Annotated in this window: 17 protein-coding genes; 5 read left to right on the top strand and 12 right to left on the bottom strand. The window is 64.6% G+C overall.

Annotated elements, in window-relative coordinates:
• Positions 1 to 9: 9 nt before the first annotated feature.
• Together ptsP and BLS48_RS29335 are read right to left on the bottom strand one after the other, a co-directional pair.
• Positions 10 to 2280, bottom strand: a complete 2271-nt coding sequence (ptsP, locus tag BLS48_RS29340; RefSeq protein ID WP_091585393.1) for a phosphoenolpyruvate--protein phosphotransferase — start codon at positions 2278 to 2280, stop codon at positions 10 to 12.
• Positions 2281 to 2363: 83 nt separating this feature from the next.
• On the bottom strand, positions 2364 to 3617 hold the full coding sequence (locus tag BLS48_RS29335) for an aspartate kinase (protein ID WP_091585392.1): 1254 nt from the start codon (positions 3615 to 3617) through the stop codon (positions 2364 to 2366).
• A 247-nt stretch (positions 3618 to 3864) separates the two neighbouring features.
• Between BLS48_RS29335 and BLS48_RS29330 the strand changes: the two genes are divergently transcribed.
• Together BLS48_RS29330 and ubiG are read left to right on the top strand one after the other, a co-directional pair.
• A complete protein-coding gene (locus BLS48_RS29330; RefSeq protein WP_091585434.1) occupies positions 3865 to 5706 on the top strand; it encodes a CHASE3 domain-containing protein in 1842 nt (613 codons plus the stop codon).
• 86 nt (positions 5707 to 5792) lie between these two features.
• Positions 5793 to 6542 (top strand): bifunctional 2-polyprenyl-6-hydroxyphenol methylase/3-demethylubiquinol 3-O-methyltransferase UbiG, encoded by a 750-nt coding sequence (ubiG, locus tag BLS48_RS29325; RefSeq protein WP_091585391.1) that lies wholly within the window; start codon positions 5793 to 5795, stop codon positions 6540 to 6542.
• A gap of 12 nt (positions 6543 to 6554) precedes the next feature.
• Here ubiG and BLS48_RS29320 read toward each other — a convergent pair whose 3' ends face one another.
• On the bottom strand, positions 6555 to 7469 hold the full coding sequence (locus BLS48_RS29320; RefSeq protein ID WP_091585432.1) for a DMT family transporter: 915 nt from the start codon (positions 7467 to 7469) through the stop codon (positions 6555 to 6557).
• Positions 7470 to 7566: 97 nt separating this feature from the next.
• On the opposite strand from BLS48_RS29320, the gene BLS48_RS29315 reads away from it, so the two are divergent.
• Entirely contained in the window at positions 7567 to 8052 is a 486-nt protein-coding gene (locus tag BLS48_RS29315) for a MarR family winged helix-turn-helix transcriptional regulator (RefSeq protein ID WP_091585389.1), read from the top strand.
• A 4-nt stretch (positions 8053 to 8056) separates the two neighbouring features.
• Here BLS48_RS29315 and BLS48_RS29310 read toward each other — a convergent pair whose 3' ends face one another.
• The 4 genes from BLS48_RS29310 to BLS48_RS29295 are packed head-to-tail and all read right to left on the bottom strand — an operon-like array spanning position 8057 to position 10454.
• Positions 8057 to 8482, bottom strand: a complete 426-nt coding sequence (locus BLS48_RS29310; RefSeq protein WP_091585387.1) for a DUF1178 family protein — start codon at positions 8480 to 8482, stop codon at positions 8057 to 8059.
• Positions 8479 to 9345, bottom strand: coding sequence for a carbon-nitrogen hydrolase family protein (locus tag BLS48_RS29305; protein ID WP_091585385.1), 867 nt, complete (start codon positions 9343 to 9345; stop codon positions 8479 to 8481). The genes BLS48_RS29310 and BLS48_RS29305 overlap by 4 nt, the downstream gene beginning before the upstream one ends.
• Before the next feature lie 11 nt (positions 9346 to 9356).
• Positions 9357 to 9626, bottom strand: coding sequence for a glutaredoxin 3 (grxC, locus tag BLS48_RS29300; RefSeq protein WP_091585383.1), 270 nt, complete (start codon positions 9624 to 9626; stop codon positions 9357 to 9359).
• Positions 9627 to 9653: 27 nt separating this feature from the next.
• Positions 9654 to 10454 carry a ComF family protein gene (locus BLS48_RS29295; protein ID WP_091585424.1) on the bottom strand — a complete coding sequence of 267 codons (801 nt, stop codon included), beginning with the start codon at positions 10452 to 10454 and terminating at the stop codon, positions 9654 to 9656.
• Positions 10455 to 10518: 64 nt separating this feature from the next.
• Between BLS48_RS29295 and BLS48_RS29290 the strand changes: the two genes are divergently transcribed.
• A complete protein-coding gene (locus BLS48_RS29290) occupies positions 10519 to 11382 on the top strand; it encodes a methyltransferase domain-containing protein (RefSeq protein ID WP_091585381.1) in 864 nt (287 codons plus the stop codon).
• 37 nt (positions 11383 to 11419) lie between these two features.
• On the opposite strand, the gene BLS48_RS29285 is transcribed toward BLS48_RS29290, so the two are convergent.
• The 5 genes from BLS48_RS29285 to argJ form a co-directional block, all read right to left on the bottom strand.
• Positions 11420 to 11599: a Flp family type IVb pilin gene (locus BLS48_RS29285; protein ID WP_091585376.1), complete on the bottom strand. Its 180-nt coding sequence runs from the start codon at positions 11597 to 11599 to the stop codon at positions 11420 to 11422.
• Positions 11600 to 11709: 110 nt separating this feature from the next.
• Positions 11710 to 12027: a hypothetical protein gene (locus BLS48_RS29280; protein ID WP_091585375.1), complete on the bottom strand. Its 318-nt coding sequence runs from the start codon at positions 12025 to 12027 to the stop codon at positions 11710 to 11712.
• A 117-nt stretch (positions 12028 to 12144) separates the two neighbouring features.
• Positions 12145 to 12567 (bottom strand): (deoxy)nucleoside triphosphate pyrophosphohydrolase, encoded by a 423-nt coding sequence (locus BLS48_RS29275; protein WP_091585374.1) that lies wholly within the window; start codon positions 12565 to 12567, stop codon positions 12145 to 12147.
• Positions 12564 to 13313 (bottom strand): GNAT family N-acetyltransferase, encoded by a 750-nt coding sequence (locus BLS48_RS29270; protein ID WP_091585422.1) that lies wholly within the window; start codon positions 13311 to 13313, stop codon positions 12564 to 12566. Before BLS48_RS29270 ends, BLS48_RS29275 begins: the two co-directional genes overlap by 4 nt.
• A 29-nt stretch (positions 13314 to 13342) precedes the next feature.
• A complete protein-coding gene (gene argJ / locus BLS48_RS29265) occupies positions 13343 to 14584 on the bottom strand; it encodes a bifunctional glutamate N-acetyltransferase/amino-acid acetyltransferase ArgJ (protein ID WP_091585373.1) in 1242 nt (413 codons plus the stop codon).
• 166 nt (positions 14585 to 14750) lie between these two features.
• Here argJ and BLS48_RS29260 point away from each other — a divergent pair, with 166 nt between their 5' ends.
• Complete coding sequence (locus BLS48_RS29260) at positions 14751 to 15980, top strand: caspase family protein (protein ID WP_091585371.1); 1230 nt, start codon at positions 14751 to 14753, stop codon at positions 15978 to 15980.
• The last annotated feature ends 96 nt before the right edge of the window (positions 15981 to 16076 follow it).

Raw genomic sequence — 16076 nt, 5'->3', positions numbered from 1 at the left:
ATCAGGGCGCTACAATGGGATCGAGCGGTCGTCGGCAAAGGCCTGCAGCAGCGCCCGCATCGGCAGCCCTTGCGCCGGCGCCATCAGATTGTCGTCGAAGAACGCCTCCAACTCCTCCAGCGGCAGTTCCGTCAGCATCGCCTTGACGGGGCCGATCGAGGCCGGCGACATCGAGATCGAGCGAAAACCGAGACCGACCAGCGCCATCGCCGAGATCGGCTTGCCGGCGAGTTCGCCGCACAGCGTCACCGGCGTGTGATTACGGACGCCGGCATCGGCGATCTGCTTCAGAACGCGCAGGAACGGCGCCGACAGCGTATCGAAGCGGTTGGCCAATTGTGTGTTGCCGCGGTCGACAGCCATGACGAACTGGAAGAGGTCGTTCGAACCGACCGAAACGAAGTCCACCGCCTTCATCAATTCGTCGAGCTGGAACAGGAGCGACGGCACTTCCAGCATGGCGCCCAGCTTGAGGCTGGTCGGCAGATGATGCGCGAAACGCGACAGATGCCGCACCTCGCGGTCGATGATCTCGCGCGCCTGGGCAATCTCGCCAAGCTCGGTCACCATCGGCAGCATCAGCTTGAGCTCACGCCCGCCACTGGCCTTGAGCAAGGCGCGGATCTGGGTGCGCAACAGCCCCGGCCGGTCCAGAGTGAGACGAATCGCCCGCCAGCCGAGCGCCGGATTCTCTTCCTGGATGGAGCCCTTGAAATAGGGCAGCACCTTGTCACCGCCGATATCGATGGTGCGGAAGGTGACCGGCTTGCCGCGCGCCGCATCCAGCACGTCGCGATAGAGCCGCTCCTGGGCCTCAGCGCGGGGAAACGTCGAAGCGACCATGAACTGCAGTTCCGTGCGGAACAGGCCAATGCCGGCCGCTCCGGCCTCGGCAAGCTGCGGCAGGTCGACGGCAAGCCCTGCATTCATCAGAAGGTCGACCTGCACCCCGTCCTTGGTCATCGACGGCTTTTTGCGCAGCTCGCGGTAAACCTCCTGCCGGCGAGCCCGGAAACGCACCTTTTCGGCATAGGCGGCCTCGAGATCGGGCTGCGGTCGCAAATGGATCACGCCCTCTTCGCCGTCGACGATGATGGCGTCGCCATTTTCCGCCATGGAAACGGCGCCCTTCATCTGGCCGGCGACGGGGATACCCATGGCGCGCGCGACGATGACGACGTGGCTGGTAGCCGCTCCGTCCTCGAGCACCAGCCCGCGCATTTTCTCCCTGGGATAGTCGAGCAGTTCGGCGGCTCCCATCGAGCGGGCGACGATGATGGCGTCCTTAGGCAGCGATGCCGCGACATCCTCCGGTCCGCGCCCCATCAGCTGGCGCAGCAGCCGGTTGGCGAGGTCGTCGAAATCGCTCATCCGCTCACGCAGATAGGGATCGGTCATGTGCAGCATGCGGGCGCGCATGTCGCTCTGCACTTTTTCCACGGCGGCCTCGGCCGTCAGGCCGTTGCGGATCGCCTCTTCCAGTCGGCGCACCCAGCCGCGATCGTTGGCGAACATGCGATAGGCTTCAAGCACCTGGCGATGCTCGCCCTCGAAGGCGACGTCGCGGCGCTCCAGCATGTCGTCGATGGAGAGCCGGAGCGAGCCGAGCGAGCTTTCGAGCCGCCGAACTTCTTCCTCGCTGTCCTCGTTGAACAGATTGGTGACGACGATGCGCGGTTCGTGCAGCACGACGTGACCAAGCCCGACGCCTTCATTGAACGATAGGCCCGTGAAGCTGACAGGGCGGCGCAGATCGAGTTCGAGCCCAGGCCGGGTCAACCGCGCCAGATCGCCGGTGGCGATCATCTCGGCAATGACCATCGCCGTGGTTTCCAGCGCCTCGACTTCGTCGTCGCGGTAATGGCGCATGGTCTTGTTCTGCACGACCAGAACACCGAGAGTGCGCCCTGCCCTCAGCACCGGCACGCCAAGGAAGGAATTGTAGATCTCTTCCCCGGTCTCCGGCAGGTAGGCGAAGGCCGGGTGTTCCTGCGCGTTGGAGAGGTTGAGCGGCCGCGCGCTTGCCGCGATCGTGCCGACGAGACCTTGCCCCAGCCGCAGCTGCGCCAGGTGAACGGCGTTCGGGTTCAGACCCTCGGTGGCGTAGAGTTCGAGCACAGAGTCGGCGCGCAGCACGTAGAGCGAGCACACTTCGGCGACCATGTTGGAGGCAATGTCGCGCACAATGCGGTCAAGCCGCTCCTGCGGCTCCAGCGGCTCTTGCATGAGCTCGCGGAGCCGTTTCAGCAAAACGCGCGGGCCACTGGCCTGATCACGCATCGCGGCTTCTTCTCCAATGGGCATTTTGCCCACCGCAGTTTCGGCTGCGGCCGGCGCTCACGCAACAACTGATTCCAGTCTTGCTACTGCTTATCCAGACCGTAGACCGAATGCAAAGTGCGAACCGCGAGTTCAGTGTACGGACCGTCGATCAGGATCGAAATCTTGATCTCGGACGTCGTGATGGCGCGAATGTTGATCGACCTGTCGGCCAACGCCTTGAAAGCGGTGGCGGCGACGCCGGCATGGCTGCGCATGCCGATGCCGATGACCGAGACCTTGGACATGCCGGCTTCCGATTGCACGACGTCATAACCGATGGAGGCCTTCAGGCGTTCGAGCACGGCAAGCGCCTTGTCGACATCCCCCGAAGGAACGGTAAACGTCATGTCGGTGTACTTGCCGTCCTCAGAAATGTTCTGGACGATCATGTCGACATTGATGTTTGCCTCGGCCAGCGGCCCGAAGATGCCGGCGGCGACGCCCGGCCGGTCGCCGACACGGCGCAGCGAAATCTGCGCTTCGTCCTTGGCATAGGCAATTCCGGTGACGACCTGCTGTTCCACGATCTCTTCCTCGTCGCAAATGAGCGTTCCGGGCGGATTGAGCAAATCCCCCATTCCGGGCGCATCGGGATCGTCGAAGGACGACCGCACGAAGGTACGCACCCTGTGCACCATGGCAAGCTCGACCGAACGCACCTGCAGAACCTTGGCGCCGAGCGATGCCATTTCAAGCATTTCCTCGAAGGAAATCTTGGCCAGCCGCCGCGCCTTGGGCTCGATGCGAGGATCGGTGGTGTAGACCCCGTCGACGTCGGTGTAGATGTCGCAACGATCGGCCTTCACCGCCGCGGCGATGGCCACGGCACTGGTGTCGGAGCCGCCGCGGCCAAGCGTGGAGATGCGATTGTCCGGGCCGATGCCCTGGAATCCGGCGATCACCGCCACCTGGCCCTCGCCGAAACGCTTGATCAGGAACGCGCCGTCAATGTCGAGGATGCGCGCCGCGCCGTGGGCGTTGTCGGTCTTGATCGGGATCTGCCAACCCTGCCAGGAGCGCGCATGCACGCCCATATTCTGCAAGGTGATCGCCAGGAGGCCGGCCGTGACCTGCTCGCCGGAGGCGACGACCGCGTCATATTCGCGTGCGTCGTGCATCGGCGAGGCCTCGCGCGTCCAGCCAACCAGTTCATTGGTCTTGCCGGCCATCGCCGAAACGACGACCGCCACCTCATGGCCGGCATCGACCTCGCGTTTGACGTGACGCGCCACATTGCGGATGCGGGCGATGTCGGCGACGGAGGTTCCGCCGAATTTCATCACGATGCGCGCCATGGAAGCGAAATGCCTTTGACTGAAGCCGGCTCGAAGCCGAAAGCGGAAGAGAACGCCCGGCTGACGCCGGCCGCTGAATGCGCGGCCTCCTTAGCCAAATGATGAAGGTTTCGCAAGGCTGGCGGCGGATTGCCGACTTCAAGACGGCGGCATATTGCGTTCCGTCGCGGCGGCCCTTACCAAATGCCGCCTGTGGGGAGTTCCTTTTGGTTCGGCATAGCAGATGATTGTTCGTCTTCGGCGTGCCATGCGACGGCAATCGCTGCCGCTCGTCATCGGCTTCGCGGTGCTCGCGCTGATCGTCGGCACCCGAGCCATGCTCGTCGAGAGCCAGAGGGCCAATCGCGCTGCCGCCCGCCAGGCAATCGAGTATCAGGACGCGCTTTCCGGACTGCTTTCGTTGGCGCAGGATGCGGAAATCGGTCAGCGCGGTTACCTGCTGACTGGTGAGAAATCCTATCTCGAGCCATATCGGCAGGCCGTCGAGGCTATCCCTGGGCAACTTGCCCGCATCGACGGCATGACTGCTCCCGACGACGAACTCACCCTGCAGATCAGCCATATCAAAGAGGCGCTTTCGCAAAAGCAGGCCGAACTGGCCGAGACAATCGCCCTGTACGACCAAGGCAATGCAACGAAGGCGCTGGAACTGGTGCGCAGCGACCAGGGCAAGGCCGCCATGGACGAGATCCGGACCAGCATGGACGCGATCCGGCGTATCGGCGCCGCCAGTATCGCCGCCCGCGACGAGCATACCGACCAGGTCGAGGCCTGGCTGCGCATCGGCTCGCTGGCGGCCCTGCTGGCGATCTTCCTGCTTGGCACCTACACCATCCGCGAATCCCGGCGCCGCTTCCGCGAGGTGGCCGTTGCCCAGGAGGAGCTGATGCGCAAGAACATCGCGCTCGGCAATGAAATCCAAACGCGCGAAAAGGCTGAATCCCAGATTCGCCAGATGCAGAAGATGGAGGCCGTCGGTCAGCTGACTGGTGGCATCGCCCACGACTTCAACAACATGCTGGCGGTGATCATCAGCGCCATGAACCTTGCCCAGCGCAAGCTGGCGCGTGGTGAGAACGACATCGCGAAATTCATCGAAGCCGCGACCGACGCGGCAACCCGGGCCGCCAACCTGACAGCCCGGCTGCTCGCCTTCTCGCGCCAGCAGCCTCTGGCGCCGCAGATAGTCGACACCAACCGTCTGGTGACCGGAATGTCCGATCTGCTTCGGCGGGCGCTCGGCGAAACCATCCGCATCGAGACCGTGCTGGCGGGAGGCTTGTGGAAGACCCACGCCGACCCGAGCCAGATCGAGAACGCCATTCTCAACCTCGCGGTCAACGCGCGCGACGCCATGGGCGACGACGGCAAGCTGACCATCGAGACCGCCAACAGCCACCTCGACGACGACTACGCCGCCACCAATGCGGAGGTCACAGCCGGCCAGTATGTGATGATCGCGGTCAGCGACACCGGCACAGGCATGTCGCAGGAGGTCATGGCCAAAGCCTTCGAGCCGTTTTTCACCACCAAGCCGGTCAACAAGGGCACCGGCTTGGGATTGAGCCAGGTGTTCGGCTTCGTCAAACAGTCGGGTGGCCACGTCAAGATCTATTCCGAGCCCGGCGAAGGCACGACGATCAAGATCTACCTGCCGCGCTTTTTTGGAACCGAAGAAGCCGCCGTGCCGCCAGGGCGAGGCGAGCGTCCTGCTCCAGCCACCGAAACGATCCTCGTTGTCGAAGACGACGCCCGGGTGCGTACTTCCACCACGGATGCCATGCGTGAACTCGGCTACACCGTCATCCATACGGCGAGCGGCCAGGAAGCGTTGCAGGTGCTGACGGAAAACCCCACTGTCGCGCTCCTGTTCACCGACATCGTCATGCCGGGGATGAACGGCCGCAAGCTCGCGGAAGCGGCAATCGCGCGCATGCCGCAGTTGAAGGTGATCTTCACCACCGGCTTCACCAAGAACGCCGTGGTCCACAATGGCGTACTCGACCATGACGTGCACTTCCTGGCCAAGCCCTTCACCATCGAGCAACTCGAGGCCAAACTGCGCGACGTGCTCGACGCCAGCACTTGAGGTCTGGCACTTGTCAGCATTAAAAATTGCCGCCTTGACATTCGCGCCCTCACGCCCGACTTCCTAGCGCTTGAGGAGACCAACCGATGCCAGAGCCCCGACGATCGACGATCGATGCCGGAGAAGTGGGACGCTTTTCCGCCCTTGCCGCCGAATGGTGGAACCCGAACGGCAAGTTCCGTCCGCTGCACAAGTTCAACCCGATCCGGCTCTCCTATATCCGCGACCAGATTGCGACGCGCTTCGGCCGTGATCCACGCGCGGCACGGCCTTTCGAGGGCCTGCGCATCCTCGACATCGGCTGCGGCGGTGGCCTTTTGTGCGAGCCGATGGCGCGGCTTGGCGCCGAGGTGGTGGGAGCGGATGCCTCCGAAACAAACATCGAAGTGGCGAAGCTGCACGCGGCCGAGGGCAATGTGAGCATCGACTATCGCGCCACGACGGCCGAGGACCTGGCCGACGCCGGCGAGAAATTCGATGTCATCCTCAACATGGAAGTGGTCGAGCATGTCGCCGACATCGATCTGTTCGTCGCCAAGTGCGGCGAGATGGTTCGGCCCGGCGGCATCATGTTCGTGGCCACCATCAACCGCACGCTGAAGGCGCTGGGCCTCGCAATCATTGGCGCCGAATATGTGCTGCGCTGGCTGCCGCGCGGCACGCATCAATTCGGCAAGCTGGTGCGCCCGGAAGAGCTCGAAAAGGCGCTTGGCGGGGCCGGCCTGACCATCATTGACCGCACCGGCGTCACCTACAACCCGCTTGCCGACCGGTGGACGCGGTCGAAGGACATGGACGTCAACTACATGGTGCTGGCGGAAAAGGGATCGGTCTGACGCTGCATCCATTCAGGCATTGGATGTCCTATGCCTTCTGACTTTCTGACTTTGCGCCATGGTGGTGATGAACACGCCGGCGGTGACGATGATCGCGCCTGCCCAGGTCAGAAACTGATAATGCTCGCCGAGGAAGATGGTGCCGGCAAACAAGCCGACGGCTGCGGCCACATAGCCGATCTGGCTGAGATAGACCGGGCCGCCGACCGCCTGCAGCCGAAAGAAGAAGGCGAACATCGCCGACGCCGAGGCGACCTGCGCGACGACCACCAACGGCACCCCGCCAAGCGGAGTGAAGGCCCCCACGCCCAGCAAGGCGAGAATACCGGCGAGCAGCAGCGCCGCCGATGCCAGATGGCTGCCAACGGCAAGCTCGATCGGGCCGGTGCCTTCCGGCCAGTCGACCGTGCGGTAGATGTTGCCGGCGGCAAGGCTGACCGGAATGAGCAGGCCCATCACCACCCACAACAGCTCGGCCGGCTGACCGGCCTCGCCGCGTGTCACCGCCACCATGACGGCACCGACGAAGCCGACGGCGATGCCGACGATGCCCAGCATGTTAGGGCGCCGGACACGCAGCAGGATCGAGAACACCAGCGTGATCACCGGCGACAGCGTGAACATGATGCCGGTGTAGCCGGCGCCAAGATGCGGTATGGCCGAGAACATCAGGAGATTGGGGAAGGCATAGGACACAGCCGCAGTCACGAAGAAGTAGCGCGATTTGTGCGCGGTGAGCCGGATGCGGTGACCGTGCAGCAGCAATGAGCACAACAGCACGCCGCCGGCGCCGAGCGAGATGACGAAAGCCCAGACCATGGCCGGAACGCCGGCAGCCGTGGCAAGCTTGCCGAACGGCAGCGTCAGGCCGAGCAGGCCGCCGGTGACGACCAGCAGGCCGAGCGCCGAATCCCAGAGAAATTTCATGATCGAGCCCTGTCGTGCGCGGCCCTTGGCCAGCATTGCATCTTGCGGTAAGATAATGGAAAGATTCTTAACGTCAAGATACTCGATGGTGAGACAGTTGGACAGGGCATCAAGAGCGATCGAGCAATGGAAACGGGAGCGGCCCGATCTGGATGTCTCGCCGATGGCCGTGCTTGGACGGCTGAACGAGGCCGCATCCCTGATCGCCCGCGAACGCCTCGCGCCGCTGTTTGCCCGTTATGGATTGCAGCCCGGGGAATTCGATGTGCTGGCAACGCTGCGTCGCTCCGGATCACCCTACGCGCTGACGCCAACCGCTCTCTACGAAGCGACGATGGTGACGTCGGGCGCCATGACCAACCGGCTCGACCGGCTCGAATCGTCCGGATTGATCCTGCGCGGCCCGCACCCCAACGACCGGCGCGGCATTGTCGTGCGGCTGACCGAAAAAGGTCTCGCCCTGATCGACGAGGCTGTTGCCGCCCATGTGGCCAATGAGCATCAGATCCTGTCCGGCCTGACGCAGGCCGAACGGGAAACGCTCTCTCGCCTGCTGGAGAAATTGATCGGGACCGTGACCTGACCGGTCAGTTGCGGTCGTCCGGAAACACCGGGATCGGCATGAACTCGACGCCGTCCTCGGCCAGGCTCTTGGCCTCCTCCAACGTCGCCTCGCCATAAATGCCGCGCGCATCGCTTTCGCCGAAATGGATCTTGCGCGCTTCCTCGGCAAACTTGTCGCCGACATAGTCGGCATTCTCGCGCACCTTCTCGGCCATCGCCTTGAGCTGCGCCAGGGCCTGCTTCTGCGCTTCGCCCATGGCGAGCGCGATGGTTTCCTGCTTGCGCGCCGTGGAGACGGCCGGCGCCATCAGCGCTTTCTGCACCTTGTGCGAGCCGCAGGTCGGGCAATCGACGAAGCCACGTTTCTTCTGGGTGTCGAAATCGTCGTTGCTGCGGAACCAGCCCTCGAATTCGTGCTCATGCTCGCAGATCAGGGCAAAGCGTATCAAGACGCCGCACCCCTGAGCCGCGGCGCCTCCGGCGAACCGGCATTGACGGCGAAATCCCGCGCATTTTTCAAGTTGGGGATCTTCTTGCGCGCCGCGGCCGACTGCGCCGGGTCGATCTCGGCGACGATCACCGCGGGCTCGTCATGGGCGGCTTCGGCGATGACGCGGCCCCACGGATCGACGATCAGCGAATGGCCATAGGTTTCGCGGCCGTCCTCATGCAGGCCACCTTGCGCTGCGGCGACGATATAGGCGCCGTTTTCGATGGCGCGCGCCCTGAGCAGCACGTGCCAGTGCGCCTCGCCCGTCTGACGGGTGAAGGCGGCGGGTACGGAGAGCAAATCGGCGCCGGCCAGCGCCTCGGCGCGGAACAATTGCGGGAAGCGCAGGTCGTAGCACACCGCGAAACCCAGTTTCGCGCCTGCGATCCCGGTCACCACGGCCTCGGTGCCTGGTTCATAGGCAGCGGATTCGCGCCACGACTCGCCATTGTCGAGATCGACGTCGAACATATGGATCTTGTCGTAGGTGGCGAGCGTGGCGCCGTCCGGGCCGAACAGCAGCGCCCGGTTGGCGAGCTTGCCGTCGGCGCGCAGGATGGCGGTCGAGCCAATATGCAGGAAGACGCCGAGTTCGCTCGCCAGTCCGCGCGCGGTCGAGACAATGATGTCCTTGTCCTCGGAGGTGAAGGAAGCGGCGCGCGCTTGCCTGTCACGGATCAGTGCCCCGGTCATTTCCGGCGTCTGGATGTAGGTCGCACCTTGAGCCGCCGCTTCGCGCACCAGCCGTTCGAGATCGACCGCGTTGCGCTCGGGGCTCTCGCCTGAACGCATCTGGATCGCAGCGGCCTTGAAAACACCCATCGTCATATTCCTCAAATCGTCGCGCCGTTGGCGAGCAGTCTGTCCAGCCGGCCCTCGGCCTCCAGCTCGTGGAGGTCGTCGCAGCCGCCGACATGCGTGTCGCCGATGAAAATCTGCGGAAAGGTCGAGCGGCCATGAGCGCGGGAAATCATCTCCTGGCGCAGCTCCGGCGAGAAGGAAGCGTCGCGCTCGGTATAAGCGACGCCCTTGCGCTCGAGCAGCCGCTTAGCTGCCGTGCAATAGCCGCACATCATGCGGGTGTAGATCGTGACGTCGACCATGACGAATTTCCGCTGTTCGTTGCCGACTTATATAGTCGCGGACTCGTCCGCCCGGAAGTCCCCTGGCAACACACGCGCGAAGGTCAGCACGTCGACCGCGCCGGCGCCACCCTTTTTCAGCGCCTTGGTGGCGGCGCGGACAGTGGCGCCCGTGGTGTAGACATCGTCGATCAGAAGCACCCTGCGGCCGGCAATCTCGATTTCGGCCTCGGCCGGCACCCGAAAGGCGGCCCGCACATTCTCCTCGCGTTCCTTTCGCTCCAAGCCGACCTGCTGGCGGGTGAGTTTCACGCGCCGCACTGCGGAGGGGGCGAAGGGCAGATCGCTGAGCACCGAGACCGCCCTTGCCAGTTCCGCCGACTGGTTGAACCGCCGCCTGAAGAAGCGCCGCCAGTGCAGCGGCACCGGCACCACCACATCCGCCTCAGCGATGAGATCCGCGCCTGCACGCACCATCCAGCGCGCCATCCATGGCGCGAGATCCGTGCGGTCCTGGTATTTCAGCCCTTGCACCATCTGGCGGGCGACGCCGGAATACGCCACCGCGGCCCGCGCCCGCTCGAAGGGCGGTGGATCGGCAATCGCCTCGGCCGACAGAAAGCCCTCGCCCATATGGTGGGTGAACGGCGTGCCCATCACCGGGCACCATGGCCGTTCCAGGAGCCGCAGCTTCGGCCAGCAGGAGCCACACAGCACGCCAGGCTGCGAGACATGCCGGCGGCAACCGGCACAGACCGGTGGAAACAGGACGCGCGCCGGCCAGGCGAGCGCGGATCGGGCGAAGTTGCTGATCGCGATGGGCTTGATCTTGGGCATCGGATCGGCCACGTGGTTGGTCCTCGGCGCCACTATATCAACTATATCAGAGCGTGGACAAACAAGGATCCGCCCGTTGCAGCCTATAATGGACACCTCTCTCTGGCTGGCGCGCAAGCGGCGCGCGCTCACCGATCCGGTCGACGGTGCGGACTTCCTGATGAACCGCGCCGCCGAGGATCTTGCCGATCGGCTGGGTGCCGTCGAGCGCAAGTTCGGCAAGGCAGCGGTGCTGTTTTGCCAGACGCCGGCGGCGGCCAACGTGCTTGGCGAGAGCGGCAAGGTAGCGGCCATTGTCCGCGTCGAGACGGACGCTGCCTTCCTGAATGGCGCCGTCGGCTTGATCGCACCGCTGGAAACCGTGCCGTTCGAACCGGAAAGCCTCGATCTGGCGGTCTCCCTTCTGTCGCTGCAAGCAGTGAACGACATCCCCGGCATGCTGATCCAGATCCGCCGCGCGCTGCGGCCGGACGGACTTTTTCTCGGCGCCTTCGCGGGTGCTGGCACGCTCGGTGAATTGCGCGAAAGCCTGCTAGCGGCCGAGACCGAGCTCTATGGAGGCGCCAGCCCGCGCGTCACCCCGTTCACCGACGTGCGCGATGCCGGTGCGCTGCTGCAGCGCGCCGGTCTCGCACTGCCGGTCGCCGACGTCGAGACGGTGACGGTCCGCTATGCCAGCCTGTTCGGCCTGATGGCGGACCTGCGCGCCATGGGCGAAACCAGCGCGCTCACCGATCGCAGCCGACGGCCCGGCGCTCGCAGGCTGTTTGCCAGAGCGGCGGAAATCTACGCCGAGCGGTTTTCCGACCCCGACGGTCGCGTGAGGGCAAGTTTCTCGATCGTCTGGATGTCCGGCTGGGCGCCTGACGCCTCGCAGCAGAAACCGCTGAAACCGGGTTCGGCCAAGGTCTCGCTGAAGCAGATACTGGAAGGCCGCTAAGGGCAACAAACCGTCCGCAGGTACGGACGCGCCAAGGTCAGGGGGCGAAGGCGTTCGAAAGCCTGCTGGTGTTGTCGCTGAACAGCCATGTGATCGAGTTGAAGACCTGGCCGATGCCGCCGATGATGGTCAACGACAGCACCGCCACGATCAGGGCATATTCGACGACCGTGGCGCCGTTCTCGTCCTTCAGAAAACGCTGCAGCACTGTTTTCATGACCTCGATCCCTCTTGCCAGGACTCTACCCCCGATCTGTTAAGAAAGGTTAACGGCAAAGGCTTAACAGGCGGTGAAACCGCCGCCGTTTCGAAAATGCCTTAACCATGTCAGCAGTCGCCGCTGCTCTTGCCATCGGACCGGATAATGCAGACCGAATCGGGCTGCGGCTGCAGCACGCTGCGGCGCACCGTGTAGATGTCGCGATGGCTGACCGAACCGGTGGCCGTCATGTCGAGCCCGCCAGGAAAATCATTGCGGGCAGCCAGCGAGCGCGTCTGGCTCTCGAGGAACGGGGTCGCGATCAGCGCCAGCGCCACCGCGGCCGAACCGAATAACAGCGTGATGCGCAATATGCCCATGCCGGCGTCGGCGGCACGAAAGCCGCGCTCGGGCCGGATCGAGTCCCAATCCCTGTCTAGGCTCATGCTATCGCTCCCCAGCGAATCTGCGGCGCGGCCGCGACTTGCCTCAATTTTTCATGACGAGATAAATCTTCCATTAACGCTGGCTGATACGACACCTCTACCGGTAGCCGGTCGCCCTCAAAGAAGATCGATGAGGAACGGGATCAGCGGTGCGTCGGCCGGTGGCATCGGATAGTCACGCATCTGCTTTGGCCGCACCCATTTCAACGCCTGCCCTTCCCTGGGCTGAGCGATGCCGCGGAAGCGGCGGCAGATGAACAGCGGCATCAGCAGATGGAACTCGTCATAGGAATGACTGGCGAAGGTGAGCGGCGCCAGGCAAGGGATGTCGGTTTCGATGCCGATTTCCTCATGCAGTTCGCGAATGATGCATTGTTCGGGCGTCTCGCCGGGCTCGACCTTGCCGCCGGGAAATTCCCACAGGCCGGCGAGTTGCTTGCCCTCGGGCCGCTGCGCCAACAGCACGCGGCCATCGGCATCGACCAGCGCGCAGGCGGCGACCAGGAGCAGGCGCTTGCCGGCGATCGTCACGCCACTCATGCGCCAGACGGCCGGCGATAGTGATAGCGGTAGACTTCGTCGAAGCCGAGCGAACGGTAGAGCGCCAGCGCCGGCGCATTGCCGGCCTCGACCTGCAGCCAGGCCTCGCGCGCGCCGCGCAGCCGCGCCCATTTCAGCGCCGACAGGATCAGATTGCGGCCATGGCCCTTGTTGCGCGCCGACTTGTCGGTGGCGACCTCGAACAGGCCGGCGAGATCGCCGTCGTGCACGCAGATCAGCGTCGCCAGCGGTTCGGCCCCATCTTCGAGCGCGAACAGCCCGGCCTCGGGCTGGATGGCGCCGATGATCTCCGACAGGCCAGGCCGCAGCGAAACATCCGAACCACTGACCTTGAGCGAGGCACCGATGAAGCGGCTGATGTCCTTCAGCGGGATCTGGTCCATGGCGGCATCGAGCTGGGCATCTGCCAGCGGCAACCGCATGACCAGCGATTCGTCGAATCGGCTCCAGCCCTCCTTGTCGAGATGGCTGGCAAGATCGGGACCGGACAGCGGCGACATGCGGAAGGTCAGCGGCCTGCCATAGGCATCGAAACGGCGGCTGGCGCGGCCGATGCGATCGGCAATGTGCTGGATGTCGCCCGGATCGAGCGGGTTGACCGAGTTCAGTCGCTTGGCCGGATGGCCGGCGGTCAGCCGCACCACCCAGGTGCCGTCATAGTGGACAGCGGCTGCCGGCCAGGCGCGAAAGCCGGCCGCCTCATAGCGGCGTACGATCGCGAGCATGCTTGCCGGATGCTTGGAAGCCAAAATCATCAGCTCCGATAATCGCCATTGATGGCGACGTATTCCTTGGTGAGATCGCAGGTCCACACCGTCGCCTTGCCGCGACCAATACCGATATCGGCGCGGATGCGGATATCGTCGAGCTTCATGTAAGCCGACGTCGCTTGCTCGGAATAGCCGGGGTCGCGCTCGCCCTCGTGCGCCAGCCTGTTGTCGCCGAACCAGATCGACAGCCGGTCGCGGTCGGCGGGCTCGCCGGCCTTGCCGACGGCCATGACGACGCGGCCCCAATTGGCGTCCTCGCCGGCGACCGCCGTCTTGACCAGCGGCGAATTGGCGATCGACAGCGCGATGCGCTTGGCCGATCTTGCCGACTTCGCCCCGGTGACGGTGACTTCGACCTGCTTGCGGGCGCCCTCGCCGTCGCGCACCACTTGCAGCGCCAGCGATTTCAGCACCTTGCCGAGCGCCCGGCGGAACGCGCCGAGGCGCGCATCCTTTGGATCGGAGATCGCGGGCGCGCCGCGACCGGCGGCCTTGCCGGTGGCAAAGATCAGCAGCGTGTCGCTGGTTGAGGTGTCGCTGTCGACGGTGACCGCGTTGAAGGTCTTGGCGGTGCCGCGCGACAAGAGATCCTGAAGCACGGGGGCCGCGATCGGCGCGTCGGTGGCGATGAAGGAGAGCATCGTCGCCATGTCGGGCGCGATCATGCCGGCGCCCTTGGCGATGCCGTTGATGGTGACATCGGTGTCGCCGAGCTTGACGGTCGCGGTTGCCACTTTCGGATAGGTATCCGTGGTCATGATGGCCTTTGCCGCTTCGGTCCACAGGTCAGGCTTGCCGTTGCTGACCAGGCCAGCCAGCAGATGGCTGAACTTGGTGGTGTCGAGCGGCTCGCCGATGACGCCGGTCGATGCCAGGAAAACCTCGCTGGCCTTGCAGCCGGCCGCCTTCGCCGCCGCCTCGCCCGTCACTGCGGTGGACTCGCGACCCTTCTTGCCAGTGAAGGCATTGGCGTTGCCAGAATTGACGACCAGCACCCGCGCTGTGCCAGCCCCGAGATTCTGCCGGCAGAAATCGACCGGGGCCGAAGGGCATTTCGATTTCGTGAAAACACCGGCGACCGCGGTGCCCGCGTCGAAGACCATGGTCAAAAGGTCGGTGCGATTCTTGTACTTTATCCCCGCCTCGGCGGTGGCGATGCGCACCCCCTCGATGGCCGGCATCTTGGGGTATTTCTTCGGCGCGAGCGGCGAAATCGTCGTGGACATGGGACCTCGGGCGGCAAAAATCGCAAGGGAAGGCCGGTTTGCCCGATACGCCGCGCGGGCGCAAGGGCGTTTTCGTCGCTGCGGCAAGGCAGAGCTCGCCCGGGATTAAGCTTGCGTTTCAAATCTGTTGGCGTTGCCGGGGGCCATGGCATTATGATCCTGCCCCATGGGCAGGCTTGCGATCCTCGCTTGGGCATTTCTTGGACTTTTGCTGCTGAGCGCCGACGCTGAGCCGCAGCGGCGCGTGGCGCTCGTCATCGGCAACGGCACTTACGCCGAAGCCGGTACGCTGGCCAATCCGGTCAACGATGCGCTCGACATCGCCGACAAGCTGCGCTCCATCGGCTTCGAGGTCATCGAAGGCAACGATCTTGGCAAGCGCGAGCTCGAACGCAGCATCGGTGAGTTTTCCGATGCGCTTGAAGGCGCGGGCGTCGGGCTTTTCTACTATGCCGGCCATGGCCTGCAGGTCGAAGGGCGCAATTACATCGTGCCGGTCGACGCCAGGCTCGACATGCCGGTGAAGCTGCAGCTCGAGGCCGTGCCGATCGACGAGGTCCTCGACATCATGGAACAGCAGACCAAGGTCAGCCTGGTGTTCCTCGATGCCTGCCGCAACAACCCGTTTGCCCGCAACCTCAGCCGCAACGCTACAACCCGCTCGGCGACCGCGCTGGCCGGGCTCGCCCAGTTCGATTCGACGCGCGGCTCGTTCATTGCCTTCTCGACCGCGCCTGGCGCCGTCGCCATGGACGGAAGCGGGCGCAACTCGCCGTTCGCCGCCGCCCTGCTGCGGCACATCGCCGAACCCGGCCAGAGCATCAACGACATGATGATCGCGGTGCGCCGCGACGTGGTCTCGCAAACGCGCGAGGCCCAGCGCCCCTGGGAGCAGGGCTCGCTGCTCGAGCGCTTCGAGTTTGTGCCCGGCGGCGAGCCGGCGCTGCCACCCAGGCCGGCGGCCGCACCGGCGCCGGCCGCGCAGGTGGCGGCGCTTGAACGGTCCGTCGGCGACGACAAGGGATCGATCGAAAAATTCCTGCGCCAGGACTACCTGGTGCCCGATGCCAGGGCGGTGGCCGAGACCGTCAAGCGGCTCTATGCACCGTCGGCCACCATTTTCGGCACGCGCTACGACGCCGATGCCATCGCCAAGGTCAAGACCGACTGGTTTGCGCAATGGGCCTCCTGGTCGCTCGGACTCGAGCCCGGCAGCCTGGAGGTCACCCCGCATGGCGAGGATCGCACCGAGGCCGTCTTTGCGATGCGCTATGACTATGTGCCGAAGGACAAGTCGGCGGCACGGCTGACCGGCAAGGCGCGCGTCACACTTGGGCTGGTCAAGGCAGACGACGGCTGGCGCATCGTCTCGGAGACATCGGAAGCGATGAATTGAACACCGGCCGGTGGCTGCGGGGTGGCCGTCCCGCCATCATTGGCGACCCCCCGTGGCAATCCACGGTGCTGGATCGCCTGCTTGTGGAAACAGTCC

Source organism: Mesorhizobium qingshengii, assembly GCF_900103325.1.
In the GTDB taxonomy this organism is placed as follows: domain Bacteria; phylum Pseudomonadota; class Alphaproteobacteria; order Rhizobiales; family Rhizobiaceae; genus Mesorhizobium; species Mesorhizobium qingshengii.
The sequence above is the reverse complement of the archived record's forward strand: the minus strand, read 5'-3'. Positions and strand labels throughout refer to the sequence as shown.

What these genes read in the sequence shown, in the direction of transcription:
- BLS48_RS29335 (WP_091585392.1), bottom strand. Translation starts at nt 3,617, where the DNA reads ATGGCGCGCATCGTGATGAAATTCGGCGGAACCTCCGTCGCCGACATC.
- BLS48_RS29270 (WP_091585422.1), bottom strand. Translation starts at nt 13,313, where the DNA reads ATGCTCGCGATCGTACGCCGCTATGAGGCGGCCGGCTTTCGCGCCTGG.
- BLS48_RS29285 (WP_091585376.1), bottom strand. Translation starts at nt 11,599, where the DNA reads ATGAAAACAGTGCTGCAGCGTTTTCTGAAGGACGAGAACGGCGCCACG.
- BLS48_RS29320 (WP_091585432.1), bottom strand. Translation starts at nt 7,469, where the DNA reads ATGAAATTTCTCTGGGATTCGGCGCTCGGCCTGCTGGTCGTCACCGGC.
- ptsP (WP_091585393.1), bottom strand. Translation starts at nt 2,280, where the DNA reads ATGCGTGATCAGGCCAGTGGCCCGCGCGTTTTGCTGAAACGGCTCCGC.
- grxC (WP_091585383.1), bottom strand. Translation starts at nt 9,626, where the DNA reads ATGGTCGACGTCACGATCTACACCCGCATGATGTGCGGCTATTGCACG.
- argJ (WP_091585373.1), bottom strand. Translation starts at nt 14,584, where the DNA reads ATGTCCACGACGATTTCGCCGCTCGCGCCGAAGAAATACCCCAAGATG.
- BLS48_RS29330 (WP_091585434.1), top strand. Translation starts at nt 3,865, where the DNA reads ATGCGACGGCAATCGCTGCCGCTCGTCATCGGCTTCGCGGTGCTCGCG.
- BLS48_RS29275 (WP_091585374.1), bottom strand. Translation starts at nt 12,567, where the DNA reads ATGAGTGGCGTGACGATCGCCGGCAAGCGCCTGCTCCTGGTCGCCGCC.
- BLS48_RS29260 (WP_091585371.1), top strand. Translation starts at nt 14,751, where the DNA reads ATGGGCAGGCTTGCGATCCTCGCTTGGGCATTTCTTGGACTTTTGCTG.
- ubiG (WP_091585391.1), top strand. Translation starts at nt 5,793, where the DNA reads ATGCCAGAGCCCCGACGATCGACGATCGATGCCGGAGAAGTGGGACGC.
- BLS48_RS29280 (WP_091585375.1), bottom strand. Translation starts at nt 12,027, where the DNA reads ATGAGCCTAGACAGGGATTGGGACTCGATCCGGCCCGAGCGCGGCTTT.
- BLS48_RS29305 (WP_091585385.1), bottom strand. Translation starts at nt 9,345, where the DNA reads ATGGGTGTTTTCAAGGCCGCTGCGATCCAGATGCGTTCAGGCGAGAGC.